The following is a 17,067-nucleotide window of genomic DNA, read 5'->3' as shown; positions in this document are numbered from 1 at the left end:
CTGGGGGGCGAATCGGCTTAACTAACCAGCAAGGAGTCCGAGCCTAGACGAGCGGACAAACCGCAGGAGCCAGCTTCGGATTATAATTAGGGGTCTCAACGATGCAAAAAAATGCGCAGCCACAACTTAAACACAGGCGCGCTACTGGCCTTTGAGTGTCGGAGCAATCGAAAAGTTCCCTCTGACCGGACCAAATTCTCCAGCTTGGCGCGAAACTTGGGATGGAATCGATGGTGCCGCCTGAGCCGGCAAAAGGGCAGGCGTCAGCATAACCGGCACAACTAGCCGGAAAAAAGAGAAAACGGGGCTGGGAGGCGGACGTTTCAGGTTCTTGACGCTGCGGGAGGCGGGGATGAGGAGTCGCGAGTCGGGGATCGGGAGTCGGGAGCCAGGTCGAGGCCGCCGCTGTCGCCGTAAGTGTTGGCCAGCCGCAAAAGGGGGGTGTTCAACTTTGTCTCGATTTTTGAGCACCAATTCGCGCCGCACCCGAGAGATATGGCAACTGCTGGGCAACGGTAGCCCGCGGAGTTGAACAAGTTGGTGGCTTTGGCACGTGTAACCAGCCAGACTTACGTCACGAGGTGGTCTGACCTCCCGACTTCTGATCTCCGACCCCTGACGCCCGACCTCTGCCGTGCAGGTTGACGTTTCCCAGCCAGCGGCAACAATGGGCAAAACTCTTTCGCCACAACGCGTTGCAGGAAATAGCTGGCATGGCTGAGGTCGATTTGCGGGGTCAGGTTGCGGTCGTTACCGGGGCCAGTATGGGAATTGGGGAAGCCACCGCCGTAGCTTTGGCTCGGGCGGGGGCGAGCGTGGTGGTGAACTACCGTTCGCACCACGAGCAGGCCCAAAAGGTGGTTGCCGAGTGCGAACAGGCTGGCGGCAAGGCCATTGCCGTCGCCGGGGACGTAGCCGATCAGGCCGTCGTCGAAGGATTGGTCGCCGCAGCCGTGAAGAACTTCGGCAAATTGACCATCGCGGTCAGCAACGCTGCCTATAGCGACCGCGAAGTCTTTTATGAAGCCAACATGGAAGGCTTTCGCCGGACGGTGGATGTCACCATGTGGGGTGCCTTCTACCTGATGCGGGCAGCCACCCAGCAGATGATTAAACAGGGAGGCGGCGGGGCCATTGTGCTGGTTAGCTCTCCGCACGCGTTTATCCCAGCGCCCCGTGCCATGGCCTATAACATGTCGAAGGCTGCCATCGAGCATGCCGCCCGCACGGCGGCGATCGAAGTGGCTGAACATCGCATTCGGATCAACGTCATCCAGCCTGGCTGGACCGATACTCCCGGCGAACGCAAATTCGCCAGCGAAGACACACTGCAAACGGCGGGAGCGAAGATTCCGCTCGGCCGGCTGGGCACCCCCGAAGAAATGGCCGAAGGGATTTTGTACCTGGCCGATCCAAAGAATACCTACCTCACCGGCGCGGCTCTGCTCATCGACGGCGGCATTAGTTTGCCGTGGTGGGCCAACCGCGGGTCGGCCGCTCCAGGTTAGACTGGCAGTCACAACCAATCGTCGACTGCCTGCGTAACAAGCAGAACCCAGAGTTAACCTGAGATGCCCACGACCCAACCACAGCTTTATTTGGTTCCCTGCTCGTGCGGCGAAAAGTTGCGCGTCCGTGGTGGTCAGGCCGGCGAAAAGCTGACGTGCAAGTGCGGCCAAAGCGTCCCCGTGCCCACGATTCGCCAATTGCGGCAACTCGAAACCGTCGCCGACGAGTCCGCGCCTCGGCCCAGTAGTGCCCTGTCGGCCTGGCAAGGACCGCTGTTCTCGATCGGAGCAATCCTGCTGTTTGTCGGCTTGATTCTGATCGCCTACACCCAACTCTTTAGCGTCTTGCCACCGGACGAAATGCTTCGGCGGTTCGAAGCCGATATCGAGCGGCAATCGGTGCCCGTTGATCAACTCGGCATGGACGGATTGTACGAAGAGTTCAAAATGCTGCGGGAGCAAGGGACTACGACATCACTCGATCAGCCTCTGGAAACAGCCCGGGCCGCTTCGGCTGGTCACAAGACTCGCCAGTTCCTCGGCACGTCGCTCGCAGGCGTTGGCGGCTTGATGCTTGTGCTGGGCCTCACGCTATCGCTGACGAGTCCCCAGCGACGTTAACGACATCAAAGCAGGTCGCAGGATGGATCCCAATCCGTACGCTTCGCCTGCTGGCCCTAACGAACAGCCCGACCCGGGTATCGGCTCGTGGCGTGACGGCCGGTATCTCGTCATGCACATGAATGCCGAGTTGCCTCACTATTGCATCACCACGGGCGAAGCGGCGGACGGAGCCCGCGAGTTGGTCCTCAGTTGGCGAGCGCCAGGCGACTTGCTCTCGCGCACGCATCAGTTCTGGCTGCCACAGGCCCGTAAGTATCGCTTGGAATACGCTCGCCAAAAGGGAATTTCCAAGCTCGGCCTGGGACTGATGGGGCTGGTGCCCATCACCGTCGTCTTCGGCATTCCCGCGCTGTTGAATGTTGTTCCTGACGGGCGTCAAGACGTTTGGGTTGCGCTACTGATGATCTTGACCTTGCTAGTCGGCTTGGCGGGCATGGCGCTCTGGCTGCGAGCACTCTTCACCGCTCGCCCGCCCTTAAAGCACGTCAACTCTTGGCGAGACTACGTTTGGTTCGAAGGAGCCCATCCCAACTTTCTGGCCCATCTGCCGCAGTGGCCAGCTGAATCGCGCTAAGGCATCGTGAGCGGTTTGCCAATCGATTCTCGGTGCTCGATCAGCGAGAGCAGAAACAACCGCCGCAGGGCATCGTAGCCCCGGTCGTTCGGATCTTCGAGATTGAAGTAGTACCAGTAGTGCGGATCGTTGCTGCGATAATGCCTTGTCCAGAACTTGCGGCAGTGAATGCCGTGGCCGAGAAACTCGGCGTGCATGGGAATCACCTGCACGCTCGGATGCTTGGCTGCCGAAGCCCGCATGGCAGCGTTGTAACGAGTGTGAATCGCTATCACGTCTGCCCATGGTGGCAGATACGCACTCTCTGGATTTCCGTAGCCATCGGAAGGATCGTAAATATCGGCGAGAAAAATGGCGCAGCCACCGGGAAATCGCTCTTCGATCAATCCCAGCATTTCGTCAACGCGCTTGCCATAGTTGGCAATCCATGGTTCCGCTTCCGCGAGTGTCGCTCCATACATGGCCCCTTCGTGGGGCGGCGTGCGGCCGTACCAGTGAATCAAGTCGTTGCCACCAGTGCTCATCACCACCAGACCAAAAACATCGTCGGGCTGCACCGGCAACTTCGCTTTGATCTGCTCGACGTGCTGCAGCGAGTTACTTCCCGAAACAGCAATATTGAGCGTTTGCAAATTCGGCAGCACGGCGGCGAGGTTTCGCCCCTGCATATCGGCAAAGTCGTCCTTCGGCGGATTGTGCAACCGCTGGAAATACGACTTGCCCGGCGAAGCACCCAGCCCCGCAGTGACGCTGTCGCCGATGCCGACGAGCAACACCTTCCGCTCCGTCCACGGCGACTGAAACGGCTCCAGCGGGACGGCTCTACCTGCCGGACCGCTGCCCATTGGCAAATAGAGCCAGTAATGAACGTAGCCCAAGGCTAACAGAATCGAGATCACGCCCGCGATGAGCAGCCACCGCAACACTCGGCGGCGAGGCTTGGGTGCGGGCGGTGAAGGAGAGTCTTCTATCTGTTCGGTCATGTCGCCCTGATATCTACGTCCAGCCAGGCAAGGGCCGCCGGCAGGGAAGCAAAGTATTCGACTTCCATACCGCGATTCGCCGCCACCGTCTGAAAGAAGCGAGTCAATTCGTCGGGCTCATAGCCTTGCCAATAGCAGGCGACTTTGAGTGCCAGGCCGCTGCTGGCCGCGGACTTGCCCGAGTCATACGCATCCATGGTATTCAAACTTCGGTGCGGATTGGTCGCCAGCGACAACACTTTCGCGCACTGGTGCTCTTGGCAGAAGGCAGTCACCGCCGCCCAATGACCACGCAGCGTCGCGGGGGACAACTCAAAATTCGGAGTGAGTTGCACCACGACATGGTCGGCCCGAAATTCCAGTGAGTAGTTGTGACTCATGGCACTTCCTTGCGAACATCCAAGGCCCAATGAGCAATTCGCCAAATTACACCGTGGCCGATTGTAGTCCCTCGTCTCGCCAAAGTTAAATCACAATTCCCCCACTCCCGCTCATTGTTGTTTGGATTCTACATTAGCTGCTTCCTCTCTCTCGAACTGGAACCTACCGCCCATGACCGCGCACGATCCTCAGCCAGCGACCATTCTCGTCACCGGTGCCACCGGCAAAGTGGGGCAGCACTTTTGCGAAGCCCTGCTCAAAAGCCCGCACCATGCTCATTTTCAATTACGGGCTCTTTGTCACCAGCGGCAATTGCCCGCTCAAGCTCGCGTGGAATGCGTGAATGGTACGATTGCCGACAAAGCCGTCGTGGCGCGAGCCATGCAGGGCGTGACGCATGTCGTGCACCTGGCCACCTGCAAAGAAACGCCCGAAGACGTAATGGACGTGACCGTCAAAGGTCTCTTCTGGCTCCTCGAAAGTTGCCGGCAGAGCCCGACCTTTCAGCAGTTCGTGTTGATCGGCGGCGACGCGGCCCTCGGACACTTTGTCTATCCCCATCCACTTCCGGTCACCGAAGAGCAAGTGCACTCAGCCTATCCAGGTTGCTATGCGCTCTCGAAAGTGTTGGAAGAGGTGATGCTCGAGCAGTACCAAATTCAGTACGAGCTGAATGGTTGCTGCCTCCGCGCCCCATGGATCATGGAAAAGGACGACTTCAAATACCAGCTCTCCTTTGGTGACGATGTTTTCGGCGGCCCCCGCTGGCGAGATCTCGTGGGCGCGGCGAAGGCCGATGAATACGCCCGCGAAGGTCGTGTTCCCGTGATGCTCGATCCCGGTGGCAAACCCGTGCAGCGGAACTTTGTCCATGTCAGCGATCTGGTCTCGGCGATTCTCATCGCCCTCGATCATCAACAGGCTCACAAGCAGACCTTCAATATTTGCTGCAACGAGCCCGTCGACTATCGACTGGTCGCCAATCATCTGCAAGCCACGCGCGGTCTTCCTTCCGTCGATGTGGCCACTCCCTACCACTCCACCTGGCTCGATAATTCCAAGGCCAAGTTCCTGCTCGGTTGGCGTCCTCAATACGATTATCGCCGCTTAGTTGACGAAGCTTACAACTACCAGCGCGCGGCCGACAATCCACGCAAAATCTGGTATCCGGGGTAACCAACAAATTAAATGGACCCGCAGGCAATCTACCTTTATAAATACGGCGGTCGCTCTACCGTTAGATATATGGAGACCTGCCATGGAAGAGTCAAAAGGTAATGCAGATTCGCCGCTGCCGTCGAAGCCAGAACTAGAGGTCAGGTACTTACAGAAACAGCTTGCCAAGCTTGAGCATGAGTTACTCGAACTGAAAAATGCCAGCACCTTGGAGCGAAGTGCGCGGCGATTCTCGCCTTTTATCCCACTGCTCACTGCGAGCCTCGGAATCGCCGCCTTTTGCTTCGGGGTTTATCAATACATTCAAGCAGAGAATAAATCACGGGAACTACGCGAGACTGAAATATCAAAGCAGCATGATGAGCGAACCAGGGCCATCGAAGCAGCCACTCTCGAGTCGCAGCGTGCCGCCACCGACACGCTTTGGAGGGAGCAGTTATCCCTATATCTAAAAGCCTCGGAGAACGCAGCGCTCGTAGCTACCAGTGGCGACGAAGACACGAGGGCCAAAGCGGAAGCCCAGTTTTGGATGCTGTATTGGGGGCCCATGGGTGCAGTGGAAGACCTGACGCTTTTTGGTCAAATCGAGGAAGCAAAGATCGAGGCTGCCATGGTGGCGTTTGGCAACGAACTGAAAACGAGCCCTCGTGACCAAGGCAGGCTCAAAAGTAAATCTCTGAATCTGGCTCACACCATTCGAAACGGAATCAAGGGCGTATTCGAGGTTAAGGGGGCCAAGCTCAGCAGCGAAAAAAGGTGACAGTACACCCTAATGCCTGAGTCGCGATGGCCTACGAAGTACGCTTGCGTGTTCGCGTGCCGGTCTTCTCGGCGAGTTCGCCGCTGGTGGAGTCGAAGGGCTGGGTGCTGGCTCGCCCCTCCTCATCGACGCTGGTGAGCAGTTCAATCTTCTGCTCGGCCGCATCGAGCAATTGATAACATCGCTGCAAGTGCTGGATGCCCTGTTCATAAAGTTGCAGCGACTTGCCGAGCCCCTGCTGGCCATCTTCGAGGCCGTGCACAATTTTTTCGAGCGCCGCCAGCGAGACTTCGAATGTTTCTGGTTCTTCGGTGGTCGACTCGGCAGGATGTTTTGACTGAGGCATGGCTTACTCCGTTGGCTCTTGAATGGATTCTACTTTGCTGACCAGTTCGCCGTGCTGCAGCCTGGTTCGGATGACATCGCCGACGGTCACCTGCGCCGCACGTCGCACAACGTCGCCACTCTCGGTTTGCGTCACGCTGTAACCGCGAGTCAACACCTGCAGCGGACTGAGGGATTCCAATCTCGCGGCCGTGCTCAACAGCGATTCACGCTGGCGTTTGATCTTGCGCCGCATCGCTTGTTCCATGTTCGTGCCCAGTTCATCCAGCCGGCGCGAGCGCTCGCGAATACGATCGAGCGGATGTGTCAGCACGCGGCGATTGGCAAGCAACTCTAAATGCCGCCGAGCAGAGAATAGCTGATTCGCGAGCGAGGTCTTCAGCCGTCGCGCAAAGGCGTTCAGCTGCTCGCGCAGTTCGCTGCCCGAAGGTACTACCCGCTCTGCTGCTTCCGTCGGCGTTAGTGCGCGAACATCGGCCACCAGATCGGCAAGCGTAACATCAACCTCGTGACCGACGGCTGAAACAACCGGCACGCGCGAGGCAAAAATGGCCCGCACCACGGGCTCTTCGTTAAAGCACCACAAGTCTTCGATGCTACCGCCGCCACGCCCAACCACGAGCACATCGAGCGCGGGCCGTAAGCGATTCGCCAGTTGAATACCACGAACAATATCGGCAGCGGCTCCTGGACCCTGCACCTTCGCGGGAATCACCAGCAACTCCACTCCTTTGAAGCGGCGACGAATCACCTGCACAAAGTCATGGATGGCCGCTCCGCTCGGGCTCGTCACAAAGCCAATGCGCCGCGGAAATCGTGGCAACTGCCGCTTACGCGCCGGATGAAACAGGCCTTCCGCGGCGAGTCGCAATTGCAGCTGGCGAAAGGCGAGTTGCAAGGCACCTTCGCCCTGCGGTTCGACCTGCTTGACGACCAGTTGGTAGGTGCCACGCGGCGTATAAACGTCGATATCGCCGCGGCAAATGACCTGCTGACCTTCCTCGAGGACAAACTTCAGCCGCATCGCCGAAGTGCGCCACAAGATGGCGCGCACCTGGGCCGTATCGTCCTTAAGCGTGAAGTAAATATGCCCCGACTGCGGGCGCGACACTTCAGAAATCTCGCCACTCACGCTGATCGACGAAAAGCCCGTTTGCAGCGTTCCTTGAATGGCCGCATTCAACTGCGAGACACTCAGCACCTTCGGTTTTGCTGGCTCGATCAGCTTAGGAGTCTGCTCAGGACTGTCAGATTCCGAAACTGCTTCTGCATTCTCGGGAGTACGAATCGGCTCCGGCTTCGTCTCGGCTTTGGCAGTGGCCGAACGTGTGCGCGCGGGCTTAGCCTTCGGCGCAGGTACACTGGGCACGTCTTCTTCGTCGTCGGAAAACAGCCATTGCTTAACAGGCACTAGTTCGACTCCGGCCAATCGCCACTAAAGACTTCGACCGCCGGGCCCGTCTTATAAACGCAACCATCCTGCTCGTTCCATTCGAGTTCGAGATCGCCGCCGAGCAGATGGTTGACGATCTTGCGGTCGGTTCGTCCCGCGAGCACACCAGCAACGCACACCGCACTCGCGCCGGTGCCGCAGGCCAGCGTTTCGCCCGAGCCTCGCTCCCAGGTTCGTTGCCGCACTTCGCCGCGTCCGAGCACTTCCACAAATTCGACATTCACCCGCTTGGGGAACTGCGGCGAGTGTTCGATATGGCGACCAAAACCGAGGACCAGTTCGTCGGTCGCTTCGGGAACAAAGATGACGCAGTGCGGATTGCCCATCGAAATCGCCGTCACATCGAACTGCCGGCCATTGGCTTCCAGCTTGACGTTGACGGGCGGTGTGCCGACCAGCCTGGTGGGAATTTTCTCGGGCGTGAGAATCGGCTTGCCCATGTTCACCCGAACGCGTTCCGCTTTGCCGTTCTTCACTTCCAGGTCAACCGTGAGAATGCCGTTGCCCGTTTGCAACCGCAGCTGCGGCGACTTCTTGATGCCGTGGTCGTACACATACTTGGCTACGCAGCGAAGGCCGTTGCCGCACATCTCCGATTCGCTGCCATCGGCATTGAACATCCGCATCCAAGCATCGGCCCCCTGATTGCTGGGGCAGATCAAAATCAGCCCATCGCTGCCGACGCCAAAGTGCCGGTCAGAAATGCGTTTGGCCAGGTCAGCAGGATCCTTAGGAAAAGGCTCCTGAAAGCAGTTCACATAGACGTAGTCGTTGCCAATTCCCTGCATCTTCGTAAATCGCATGACCCGGCTCCGCGTTGACTTGTACATCTGGAATCCACTATTTTACCGCCAGACTCGTTTGGCAGCAGGGGAGGACAGCACCTCTTCTGATCTCGCGCAAGCTACCACGGCCTTTCAATTTCATCGCTCCGCCACGCATCGGGTTTCCTGTCTTTGCTGGCTCCTCCGTGCGCCTTGCGCTCGTCCGCCAGCAACGCTCGCCAGCAACGCCAGCACAGCATTAGTTGCTCTTCCGCAAAACTGAACTTCTGCGATCATCCCAGCCGAAATTGATCTATCGAATGGATGGCTTGTTCCACCGCTTTGTAAACTGCCACGGATGGCTGCGATGACGATTGCGCGACTCGGTTCCGCTCTGCTACTGCCGACGATTTTCTTGGGCCTGCTAGGTTGCAAAAGCGCGCCGCTAACCGGTCGTAAGCAAATGCTGCTGATGCCGGAATCGCAGGAAGTCAGCATGGGGCTGACCGCGTTCAACGATGTGACGGAGAAGGAACCACCGTCGGGCCATCAGCCTTATGTCGAACTGGTCGAGAAGGTTGGCCAGCGAATCGCCGCAGTTGCCAACAAGCCCGACTACAAGTGGGAATTCAAAGTCATCGAATCCGATCAGCAGAATGCCTTCTGCTTGCCCGGTGGCAAAGTGGCCGTCTACGAAGGGATCATTCCCGTCTGTGCGACCGAAGCGGGCCTGGCCGTCGTCATGTCGCACGAAATCGCCCACGCCCTCGCGCGGCATGGTGGCGAGCGGATGAGTCAGAACATGGCCGTCGATGGCGTGAAGCAGGCAGTCTCGTACGTCATGCAAAATCAAGATCAGACCCGCAAAGACATCGTGCTGCAGGCCTACGGTGTCAGTTCGCAGTACGGCGTGCTGCTCCCCTATAGTCGCAAGCACGAATCGGAAGCCGATCACATTGGCGTGATGCTGCTCGCCAAAGCTGGTTACGATCCGCGCGAGGCACCGCGCTTCTGGACTCGCTTTGGCGAAGCTAAGCAAGGTCAGCAGCAGATGGAGTTCATGTCGACGCACCCCAGCGATGCTCGCCGGGCCGCCGATCTCGCGGCGATGGTCCCCGAGGCGATGACTCTGTTCGAAGCTGCGCCCGACAAAATCGGCCTCGGCGTGAACATCGATCCCAAGCCAGCCACCATCGCCAGCAAACCGGCCGATGCCCCGGTGCCAACGACCACCGCTGAAACTCCCGCCGCGGAAACACCTCAGCCCAGCACGACCGTTCCGGGCACCGAGCCCGCATCTGCCGCAGCCACCAATGCCTCGCCCGCTGCACCAGCCTCGCCCTTCGGCGGCTTCAAGTGGCCAACCGTGCCACCTATCTTCGGCCTCAAGCCGCAGCAGTAACTTTTCAGCTTTCCGAACAGCTTTCCCCGGCCGCGGCCACTCCCTGCGCTGGGAACTGGAGGCTAGGGGAAATTCTTTTAAAAAAGTACTTGCGAATGAATCGCCCGAGCTAGATATTGGTGCGCATGTGCGAACTATGTCGTGCGCAGTTGGTTTGTACTTGAATGGTAGTGAGAGGGTGAGAAGGTAGGGTTTCTTGGTTAACCGAGCCGCTGGCGGCGGCTGAATGGAAGTTGGGGCGCTAGTTGTAGTCGGCGTGGCGCGGCAGTTCAGCCCCTCACCCCGACCCTCTCCCCGGAGTACCGAGGAGAGGGAGTGGGGAAGGCAGAGAGCGGCTCGGTTAACCAGGGATAGCGAATGCGCGCGCAGGCATTTGTCTTCCACACTCTCTCATTGCCACTCTCCCCGTCTTCACGCCCCGGAGTTCGAAACATGAGCAAGAAAAAGAAAACGAACAGCATTTTCCGCGCGCCGAAGCCGAGGGATCTGGAGATCTACGAGCGATGCTCGACGCATGGGGTCTCGCAGCGGATGGTGGCGGCGGAGTTTGGCATCTCGCAGCCTGCGGTGAGCAAGATTTTTCACAAGCTGCAGCGCTGGGAAGGTGAGCCGGAACTGACGACCAATCGCGAGACGGAGCACAAGAGCGAGCAGGGGCGGATTCAGCGATTGCACATGCTGACGCGGCAGCACAAGCGGCGGCTGGACATGGGTTACTCGCAGATGTGCGAGAAGTGGCGGGCGTCGCAAGAGCCGCAATTCAATGCGAAAAAACGCAAGGTCAAGGGCGAATTGATGGTAGAAACGTCGTCGAAGACTCGCGACGGCAATCCGCGCTTTCTCAACGATGCGATTCGCATGAGCGAGAAGATGCTGAAGTTTGAGGGGATCAAGCTCGATGGTACGGTCGACTTCGAGACGAAGAACAGGCTGCCCGAAGAACCCGAGATGACGTACGACGAGCGGATGGCGGAACAGCGGAAGTGGATCGACGCGGCGTTGCCGGAGGTGGAGAAGTGGGAAGCGAAGGAAAGGGAGAAGGAAGAACGCAGAATGCAGAATGAGGCAGGAATGCGCGTCGACGCAGCGGCTGCTGCCGCCGTCTGTACTCCCTCTCCTCGGTACTCCGGGGAGAGGGTTGGGGTGAGCGACTGTGTTTGAAATCAAGTGTTGGTGACGGGTTGCCAGGGTTGTTTTTGTCGGACGATGGCGTTGAGGATGGTGAGTAGTTTACGCATGCAGGCGACCATGGCGACCTTGAAGGGTTTGCCGGCTTGCCGGAGTTTTTGGTAATGGGGCCGGATGACATCGTTGCATCGTGCAGCAGAGAGGGTCGCCATGTAGAGTGCGCGGCGAACGACCTTTCTACCGCCTCGAATGACACGTTGTCCGCGGAACTGTCCACTATCGCAGTTCATAGGAGCGACTCCCACGCGTGCGGCGGTTTGTTGTCGCGAGCATTCGCCGAGCTCTGGCAGATCGAGGACGAGGATGCGAGCGGTTTGCGGTCCGATGCCGGGGACGCTTTGCAGGAGCTCGACTTTCTCTTGCCAGGCGGGTGTATTTCGAATCTGGTCGTCGATTTCGTCATCGATCCGTTGGAGTCGTTTCTCGATGAACTCGAGAGAGGACTTGAGATCTTTGATGATGCGGGTGGTTGTGGCCTGATGGAGGCGATTGGTTTCCATGGTCCGCATTTCGATGAGCTGAGCCCGGCGGGTAAGCAGATCACGGAGGTTTTGGGCATGTTCATCGGGGATTTTACGCAGGGGAGGCTGAATGACCTGTCCGAAACGAGCGAGGACTTGAGCATCGATCTTGTCGGTCTTGGCCAGGAGTCCGAGGGCCTTGGCGAAGTCCCGCACCTGCCTCGGATTGGCGACGACGACGGGGAAGTCGGCAGCGACGAGCGTGCTGACGACGAGTCGTTCGTAGCCGCCACTGGCTTCGAGGACGATTCGTTCGACGTTGAGCTCACGGAGCTTTTGACAGAGGGCCTGGCACCCTTGGGAGGTGTTAGGGACGCGTTCGTGCGTCCCTTGGAGGAGATGGACATCGAGCCAATCTTTGGAGACATCGATACCGACGGAGAGCATCATTCTCGCACCCATCCTTGCAGATACGGGCTCGCGGTTAGCGGCCCTAGCGACTGTTCGGGTCAACGGAATGGTGCCGACCGGTTTCTTGCTCACCCGCGGCCTCGTAGGCCTAGGGGCGGACGAACTCGCGGTCGGCCGTCGGGCATCGCTTCGTTCGCTGCGCTCACTCCGCGATGCCCGACGAGTAGACTTTATAGACACTGAACTTCCCCTTGTAAAAACATACAAGGGGCGAGCGCTGGGAAAGTGGTCTGGGTTCAGAGGAGAGCTTGCGAGTAGGCAACGCGATGTTGCCGGTTGGTAGTGCAAAAGCCGTTGAACCCCCGGGGCAGGCCCGGGGGCGGAAGGAAGAAACGCGGGGGCAGGAAGATGGATTCAGCACGTCCGAAAATGGTTATCAAACGGTTATCACCGAAGGCGGAAAAACACCGGAAATAACGGCTATGAAATCGTGCGAAGTCGTTGAGACAATAGAAGATAGCGACGACGTGGTTATCGCTGAAATTATCGACGAAAAAGTTATCAAAACGGAGGCAAAGATCGAGCGAGTTGGCACCGCGATGTTGCTAGGCAGTAGTGCAAAAGCCAATGAACCCCCGGGGCAGGCCCGGGGGCGGATGGGAGAAGGGCGAGAGCGAAAGGAGCAGGAGCGGTCGGATTCGAAAAGCTCCCCCTCTTCCTGCCCGACGACTGAGTTCCTACGGTCGACGGCGCCGGCGTTTACGACGGAGCGGCATCCATCGGCGGTGGAGAAGTTTACGCCGAAGCCGGGCTCGGCGATCAGCGTGGATGCCCGCGGCAGGCTAGTGCAGGAGGCAGAAGGCTTTCGCCGGCTGGTGCCGACCAACTGGATCGAACCGCCGCCGAGTAAGTTTCCTGTGCAGACAGTGGAGGAGAGCTTTTGAGGAAGTTCGGAATGCGGAGTGGAAGGCAGGGAGAGTTTGCGAGCGGGTCGGGCGATGTTGCCACGCGGTAGTGCAAAAGCCAATAAACCCCCGCCGCAGGGGCGGGGGCGGAAGGGAGAAAAGGGGCGGGGGCGGATGGGAAGAGGGCGGGAGCGGAAGGGAAGAGGGCGGAGGCAGGGGTGGGAAGGAGAAAGGGGCGGGGGCGGAAGGGGCGGGCACCCAAGTTTGACATTGCGAGGCACGCGAGCCTAGAATTTGCGATTCGTTTGGAGTCGCGGTGCGCGGACGTTTACGGCACCAGAACCACCCTAACGACGGCGGAACGCAGGATCGCGAACCGCAAAAAAGCCTCTTCACGGACTTGTTCGGAATTTTTCAGCAACAGCTAGGGCGGTTGGCGATGAGTGGTGGTCAGATCGATTCGGTGATGGTGGAAGATCGGCAGTTTCCTCCCAGTGCAGAGTTTCAGGCCCAGGCCAGCATTGGCTCGCTCGCTGCGTATGAAAAACTCTACAACGAGTCCATTCAAAACCCGGAGAAATTCTGGGGAGATATGGCTCAAACGGACCTGCACTGGTTCAAGCCTTACGAAAAGGTGCTCGATTGGCAGCCGCCGTTTGCCCAGTGGTTTGTCGGCGGCCAGACCAACATCAGCTACAACTGCCTCGATCGTCACCTGACGACTTGGCGCAAAAACAAAGCTGCCCTGATTTGGGAAGGGGAGCCAGGCGAACAGAAAACGCTCACCTACTCGCAGCTGCATCGCGAAGTCTGCAAGTTCGCCAACGCGCTGAAGGGGCTCGGCCTGAACAAAGGCGATGTCGCGACCATCTACATGCCGATGGTTCCTGAACTAGCGATCGCCATGCTGGCCTTCGCGCGAATTGGCGTGGTCCATAGCGTGGTGTTTGGCGGCTTCTCGGCCGAAGCGATTGCGGACCGCAACAACGACGCGAAAGCTAAGGTTGTCATCACCGCTGACGGAGGCTGGCGCCGTGGCAAGTTGTTGCCGCTAAAGGAAACGGTCGACGTTGCTTTGGATAAGTCGCCGACGGTCGAACATTGCGTGGTGCTGAAGCGAGCCGGCAACAACCCGCCGATGAAGTCGTGGCGAGATCGCTGGTGGCACGACCTGGTCGAAACAGCTTCGGCCGATTGCCCTGCCGAAAAGCTCGATAGCGAACATCCGCTGTTCATTCTGTACACCAGCGGTTCGACCGGTAAGCCGAAGGGGATTCGTCACACCACGGCCGGTTACAACCTGTACGTGAAAAAGACCTTCGAATGGGTTTTTGATCACCGCGACGAAGATATCTACTGGTGCACCGCCGATTGCGGCTGGGTGACCGGTCACAGCTACATTGTGTACGGACCGCTCGCGGCCGGTGCCACGACGGTCATGTATGAAGGGGCCCCGAACTGGCCGCAGGAAGATCGCTTCTGGGACATCATCGAGCGGCATCGCGTCACCATTCTCTACACCGCGCCGACGGCGATTCGCGCGTTCATTAAGTGGGGCGATCATCACGTCGATAAGCACGATCTGAGCAGCCTGCGATTGCTCGGCACAGTCGGCGAAGGGATCAATCCCGAAGCGTGGATGTGGTATCACCACAAGATTGGCGGCGGACGTTGCCCCATCGTCGATACCTGGTGGCAGACCGAAACGGGGGGCATCATGATGAGCCCGCTGCCGGGAGCCATCGCGACCAAGCCCGGCAGTTGCACCAAGCCCATGCCGGGCATTGTGCCGGCGATTCTCGATGACAACTTGCAGGAAGTCGGCAAAAATCAGGGTGGCATGTTGTGCATTAGTCAGCCTTGGCCGGGGATGCTGCGCGGTCTGTGGGGCGACGACGATCGCTACGTGCAGCAATACTGGACCAAGGTTCCGGGCAAGTACCTGACTGGCGATAACAGCCGGCAAGACAACGATGGCTATTACTGGATCATGGGTCGCATCGACGACGTGATCAACGTCAGCGGTCACCGCCTGAGTACCATTGAAGTCGAGAGTGCGCTCGTCAGTCACCCAAACGTGGCCGAAGCAGCTGCGGTCGGTCGTCCCGACGAACTGAAGGGGCAATCGGTCGTCGTGTTCGTCACGCTCAAGAGTGGCGAGGCCAACGACGCGCTCAAGCAAGCCATGAAGCAGCATGTGCGCAAAGAGATCGGCGCGCTGGCCGTTCCTGACGATATTCGCTTCACGGGTTCGCTACCGAAAACTCGCAGCGGCAAGATCATGCGGCGGTTGCTGCGCGATATCGCCGCCGGTAAGGAATCGGTGCAAGACACGAGTACACTGGAAGATTACAGCGTGCTCGCGAAGATCCGCGGGGATGAGGAGTAAATTTCCAGCACGCTTTTTTCGGGGACGAAGGCAGGAATAGCAATGCTTTCCTATCTGGGGCAAGCTGTAGTCTTGCTACTGTTCGCGGCAACAGTTTTATTTCACATTTTGATGTGTAGCGATCGCGTTGGCATTCAACCTCTCGTCCTGTTATCGCAACCTGACCTGCTGACCTCTCGTGGCAAGTGGTATCGCCGAGCATCTCTAATGTCGCTGTTTTCTTTGATTGCATTATCCATCATTGGTGGCATGATCAGTTCCATATTCGCCGTTCGCAACTAACTCATTTCGACTGAACCGAAAGTCACTTATGAAACTCAAATACATCCTTCCCGCCGTTCTCGTTTCGTGTTTCTCCCTCGTCGCCGGCGCGATGTGGGTCGACGAGTACAAGAGTGGCATCCTTTGGCCGATGCCGGCGATTGTCGACGCTCAGCCTGACAAGGCGCCGAGCGATGCGATCGTGCTGTTCGATGGGACGAATCTCGATGCGTTCAACGGCGGCGATAAGTGGGAAATTGCCGATGGTGTGGCTACGGCCAAGGGTGGCGGCCTGACGAGCAAGCAAAAATTTGGCGATTGCCAGATTCACGTCGAGTTTGCCACGCCGGCCGAGGTGAAGGGGAAGGGGCAAGGCCGCGGGAATAGCGGCATTTATCTGATGGGTCGCTACGAAGTGCAGGTGCTCGATTCGTACGAGAACGAAACCTATTTCGACGGCCAGTGCGGTAGTGTCTACAAGCAGCAACCGCCGATGGTCAACGCCAGTCGCAAGCCGGGCGAGTGGCAAGCGATGGACATTATCTTCACGGCTCCGAAGTTTAACGACGACGGCAGCGTGGCTTCGCCCGCCTATGTGACCGTGCTGCACAACGGCGTGCTCTTGCACAACCACTACGAGCTGCAAGGTGGCACGTCGTACATCGCGCCGCCGAAGTACTCGAAGCACGCCGAGAAGGAACCGCTGAACATTCAGTTCCACGGCAACCCGGTCCGCTTCCGCAACATCTGGGTGCGCGAAAACATTCACCCGCTCGTCGGCCAACCACCGAAGGCGAAGGAAGAGAAGAAGGAAGAGGTTAAGCCTGAAGAAAAGAAGCCTGATGATAAAAAGCCTGAAGAGAAGAAGGCTGACGACAAACCGAAGGAAGAGAAGAAAGAGGAAGCGAAGTAAACGGTCCACCCAATGGCCAAGCTATTCTCGAACCGCCTAGCAGACTACGTCGACCAGTGGGACGACGACAACTCGGGGCGTATCGAGTTCGTTCTTCGGGATGGTACTCGTTACCAAGTCTTCGAGTGCTATCTCTCTCGCGATCAGGCTGGTCGCCCTGATGCTGTTTGGATCAATCAGGACACTCCTGGTTTGGAACCTCATGACTTCGATATCGATGAGATCCCGGCGGTGTTCGATCGCGACCAGATTTTTGTTGTTCTAAGCGACGAGAATTAAATGGAGTATTGGGCAGCCGTTGGGGCAACGTCACGTTTAAATGACACCGCTGCGATAGCCTATTCTGCTGCCTCTTCATACCGCGAATTCTATTCGCATTTCCGGTCTTCCCCCCACGTCTCTCGCCTCCCGTGCCTCGTCCTCAAGAGCCCGCAACCATCTATCCCAAAACGACTTACAGCCACGCCGATCACTCCCAGAACTCCCTTCCCAAATCTTTCTCCACTTTCCACGCAACTTTGTCCGGGCCACTCCGAGAATAGTGTTGTAAAGAGCCTCACACGGAAAAC

Annotated in this window: 18 protein-coding genes; 12 read left to right on the top strand and 6 right to left on the bottom strand. The window is 58.3% G+C overall.

All coding sequences use genetic code 11. From position 1 onward, the window contains the following. Positions 1 to 713: 713 nt before the first annotated feature. The 3 genes from NA78x_RS04205 to NA78x_RS04195 all read left to right on the top strand — a co-directional run bounded on the left by NA78x_RS04205 (position 714) and on the right by NA78x_RS04195 (position 2,706). A complete protein-coding gene (locus NA78x_RS04205; RefSeq protein ID WP_425617170.1) occupies positions 714 to 1,508 on the top strand; it encodes an SDR family NAD(P)-dependent oxidoreductase in 795 nt (264 codons plus the stop codon). Positions 1,509 to 1,571: 63 nt separating this feature from the next. After that, the gene (locus NA78x_RS04200; RefSeq protein ID WP_425617169.1) at positions 1,572 to 2,129 is read left to right on the top strand and encodes a hypothetical protein; all 558 of its coding nucleotides are present in this window, start codon (positions 1,572 to 1,574) and stop codon (positions 2,127 to 2,129) included. A gap of 22 nt (positions 2,130 to 2,151) precedes the next feature. Continuing rightward, positions 2,152 to 2,706: a hypothetical protein gene (locus NA78x_RS04195; RefSeq protein ID WP_425617168.1), complete on the top strand. Its 555-nt coding sequence runs from the start codon at positions 2,152 to 2,154 to the stop codon at positions 2,704 to 2,706. Here NA78x_RS04195 and NA78x_RS04190 read toward each other — a convergent pair. Both NA78x_RS04190 and NA78x_RS04185 read right to left on the bottom strand, forming a co-directional pair. Beyond that, positions 2,703 to 3,689, bottom strand: a complete 987-nt coding sequence (locus NA78x_RS04190; protein WP_425617167.1) for an SGNH/GDSL hydrolase family protein — start codon at positions 3,687 to 3,689, stop codon at positions 2,703 to 2,705. The genes NA78x_RS04195 and NA78x_RS04190 overlap by 4 nt on opposite strands. Beyond that, the gene (locus tag NA78x_RS04185; protein ID WP_425617166.1) at positions 3,686 to 4,069 is read right to left on the bottom strand and encodes a hypothetical protein; all 384 of its coding nucleotides are present in this window, start codon (positions 4,067 to 4,069) and stop codon (positions 3,686 to 3,688) included. The genes NA78x_RS04190 and NA78x_RS04185 overlap by 4 nt, the downstream gene beginning before the upstream one ends. Before the next feature lie 172 nt (positions 4,070 to 4,241). On the opposite strand from NA78x_RS04185, the gene NA78x_RS04180 reads away from it, so the two are divergent. Next, positions 4,242 to 5,246: an NAD-dependent epimerase/dehydratase family protein gene (locus NA78x_RS04180; RefSeq protein WP_425617165.1), complete on the top strand. Its 1,005-nt coding sequence runs from the start codon at positions 4,242 to 4,244 to the stop codon at positions 5,244 to 5,246. An 82-nt stretch (positions 5,247 to 5,328) separates the two neighbouring features. Beyond that, positions 5,329 to 6,006, top strand: a complete 678-nt coding sequence (locus tag NA78x_RS04175) for a hypothetical protein (RefSeq protein WP_425617164.1) — start codon at positions 5,329 to 5,331, stop codon at positions 6,004 to 6,006. Positions 6,007 to 6,037: 31 nt separating this feature from the next. On the opposite strand, the gene xseB is transcribed toward NA78x_RS04175, so the two are convergent. From xseB to dapF, 3 genes are read right to left on the bottom strand one after another with little or no spacing between them, the layout of a single operon-like run. After that, entirely contained in the window at positions 6,038 to 6,352 is a 315-nt protein-coding gene (xseB, locus tag NA78x_RS04170) for an exodeoxyribonuclease VII small subunit (RefSeq protein WP_425617163.1), read from the bottom strand. 3 nt (positions 6,353 to 6,355) lie between these two features. Continuing rightward, a complete protein-coding gene (gene xseA / locus NA78x_RS04165) occupies positions 6,356 to 7,762 on the bottom strand; it encodes an exodeoxyribonuclease VII large subunit (protein ID WP_425617162.1) in 1,407 nt (468 codons plus the stop codon). Next, entirely contained in the window at positions 7,762 to 8,607 is an 846-nt protein-coding gene (dapF, locus tag NA78x_RS04160) for a diaminopimelate epimerase (protein ID WP_425617161.1), read from the bottom strand. Before dapF ends, xseA begins: the two co-directional genes overlap by 1 nt. 328 nt (positions 8,608 to 8,935) lie before the next feature. Here dapF and NA78x_RS04155 point away from each other — a divergent pair, with 328 nt between their 5' ends. Both NA78x_RS04155 and NA78x_RS04150 read left to right on the top strand, forming a co-directional pair. Continuing rightward, a complete protein-coding gene (locus tag NA78x_RS04155) occupies positions 8,936 to 9,970 on the top strand; it encodes a M48 family metallopeptidase (protein ID WP_425617160.1) in 1,035 nt (344 codons plus the stop codon). Between the two features lie 432 nt (positions 9,971 to 10,402). Beyond that, positions 10,403 to 11,131 (top strand): hypothetical protein, encoded by a 729-nt coding sequence (locus NA78x_RS04150; RefSeq protein ID WP_425617159.1) that lies wholly within the window; start codon positions 10,403 to 10,405, stop codon positions 11,129 to 11,131. 2 nt (positions 11,132 to 11,133) lie between these two features. Here the strand turns inward: NA78x_RS04150 and NA78x_RS04145 are convergent, their stop codons facing one another. Further along, positions 11,134 to 12,069, bottom strand: a complete 936-nt coding sequence (locus NA78x_RS04145; protein ID WP_425617158.1) for an IS110 family transposase — start codon at positions 12,067 to 12,069, stop codon at positions 11,134 to 11,136. Positions 12,070 to 12,512: 443 nt separating this feature from the next. On the opposite strand from NA78x_RS04145, the gene NA78x_RS04140 reads away from it, so the two are divergent. From NA78x_RS04140 to NA78x_RS04120, 5 genes are all read left to right on the top strand, one after another. Continuing rightward, positions 12,513 to 12,974: a hypothetical protein gene (locus NA78x_RS04140; protein WP_425617157.1), complete on the top strand. Its 462-nt coding sequence runs from the start codon at positions 12,513 to 12,515 to the stop codon at positions 12,972 to 12,974. Between the two features lie 400 nt (positions 12,975 to 13,374). After that, a complete protein-coding gene (gene acs / locus NA78x_RS04135) occupies positions 13,375 to 15,324 on the top strand; it encodes an acetate--CoA ligase (RefSeq protein WP_425617156.1) in 1,950 nt (649 codons plus the stop codon). A gap of 42 nt (positions 15,325 to 15,366) precedes the next feature. Further along, positions 15,367 to 15,606, top strand: a complete 240-nt coding sequence (locus NA78x_RS04130) for a hypothetical protein (protein ID WP_425617155.1) — start codon at positions 15,367 to 15,369, stop codon at positions 15,604 to 15,606. Positions 15,607 to 15,634: 28 nt separating this feature from the next. Further along, the gene (locus NA78x_RS04125; RefSeq protein WP_425617154.1) at positions 15,635 to 16,498 is read left to right on the top strand and encodes a 3-keto-disaccharide hydrolase; all 864 of its coding nucleotides are present in this window, start codon (positions 15,635 to 15,637) and stop codon (positions 16,496 to 16,498) included. Positions 16,499 to 16,510: 12 nt separating this feature from the next. After that, positions 16,511 to 16,777 (top strand): hypothetical protein, encoded by a 267-nt coding sequence (locus NA78x_RS04120; RefSeq protein ID WP_425617153.1) that lies wholly within the window; start codon positions 16,511 to 16,513, stop codon positions 16,775 to 16,777. Positions 16,778 to 17,067: the final 290 nt, after the last annotated feature.

It is taken from the genome of Anatilimnocola aquadivae (genome assembly GCF_049819085.1).
Classification (GTDB): domain Bacteria; phylum Planctomycetota; class Planctomycetia; order Pirellulales; family Pirellulaceae; genus Anatilimnocola.
The sequence above is the reverse complement of the archived record's forward strand: the minus strand, read 5'-3'. Positions and strand labels throughout refer to the sequence as shown.

What these genes read in the sequence shown, in the direction of transcription:
- NA78x_RS04185 (WP_425617166.1), bottom strand. Translation starts at nt 4,069, where the DNA reads ATGAGTCACAACTACTCACTGGAATTTCGGGCCGACCATGTCGTGGTG.
- NA78x_RS04190 (WP_425617167.1), bottom strand. Translation starts at nt 3,689, where the DNA reads ATGACCGAACAGATAGAAGACTCTCCTTCACCGCCCGCACCCAAGCCT.
- NA78x_RS04125 (WP_425617154.1), top strand. Translation starts at nt 15,635, where the DNA reads ATGAAACTCAAATACATCCTTCCCGCCGTTCTCGTTTCGTGTTTCTCC.
- NA78x_RS04180 (WP_425617165.1), top strand. Translation starts at nt 4,242, where the DNA reads ATGACCGCGCACGATCCTCAGCCAGCGACCATTCTCGTCACCGGTGCC.
- NA78x_RS04155 (WP_425617160.1), top strand. Translation starts at nt 8,936, where the DNA reads ATGACGATTGCGCGACTCGGTTCCGCTCTGCTACTGCCGACGATTTTC.
- NA78x_RS04200 (WP_425617169.1), top strand. Translation starts at nt 1,572, where the DNA reads ATGCCCACGACCCAACCACAGCTTTATTTGGTTCCCTGCTCGTGCGGC.
- NA78x_RS04205 (WP_425617170.1), top strand. Translation starts at nt 714, where the DNA reads ATGGCTGAGGTCGATTTGCGGGGTCAGGTTGCGGTCGTTACCGGGGCC.
- NA78x_RS04195 (WP_425617168.1), top strand. Translation starts at nt 2,152, where the DNA reads ATGGATCCCAATCCGTACGCTTCGCCTGCTGGCCCTAACGAACAGCCC.
- acs (WP_425617156.1), top strand. Translation starts at nt 13,375, where the DNA reads ATGAGTGGTGGTCAGATCGATTCGGTGATGGTGGAAGATCGGCAGTTT.
- NA78x_RS04175 (WP_425617164.1), top strand. Translation starts at nt 5,329, where the DNA reads ATGGAAGAGTCAAAAGGTAATGCAGATTCGCCGCTGCCGTCGAAGCCA.
- dapF (WP_425617161.1), bottom strand. Translation starts at nt 8,607, where the DNA reads ATGCGATTTACGAAGATGCAGGGAATTGGCAACGACTACGTCTATGTG.
- NA78x_RS04140 (WP_425617157.1), top strand. Translation starts at nt 12,513, where the DNA reads ATGAAATCGTGCGAAGTCGTTGAGACAATAGAAGATAGCGACGACGTG.
- NA78x_RS04145 (WP_425617158.1), bottom strand. Translation starts at nt 12,069, where the DNA reads ATGATGCTCTCCGTCGGTATCGATGTCTCCAAAGATTGGCTCGATGTC.
- NA78x_RS04130 (WP_425617155.1), top strand. Translation starts at nt 15,367, where the DNA reads ATGCTTTCCTATCTGGGGCAAGCTGTAGTCTTGCTACTGTTCGCGGCA.
- xseB (WP_425617163.1), bottom strand. Translation starts at nt 6,352, where the DNA reads ATGCCTCAGTCAAAACATCCTGCCGAGTCGACCACCGAAGAACCAGAA.
- NA78x_RS04120 (WP_425617153.1), top strand. Translation starts at nt 16,511, where the DNA reads ATGGCCAAGCTATTCTCGAACCGCCTAGCAGACTACGTCGACCAGTGG.
- NA78x_RS04150 (WP_425617159.1), top strand. Translation starts at nt 10,403, where the DNA reads ATGAGCAAGAAAAAGAAAACGAACAGCATTTTCCGCGCGCCGAAGCCG.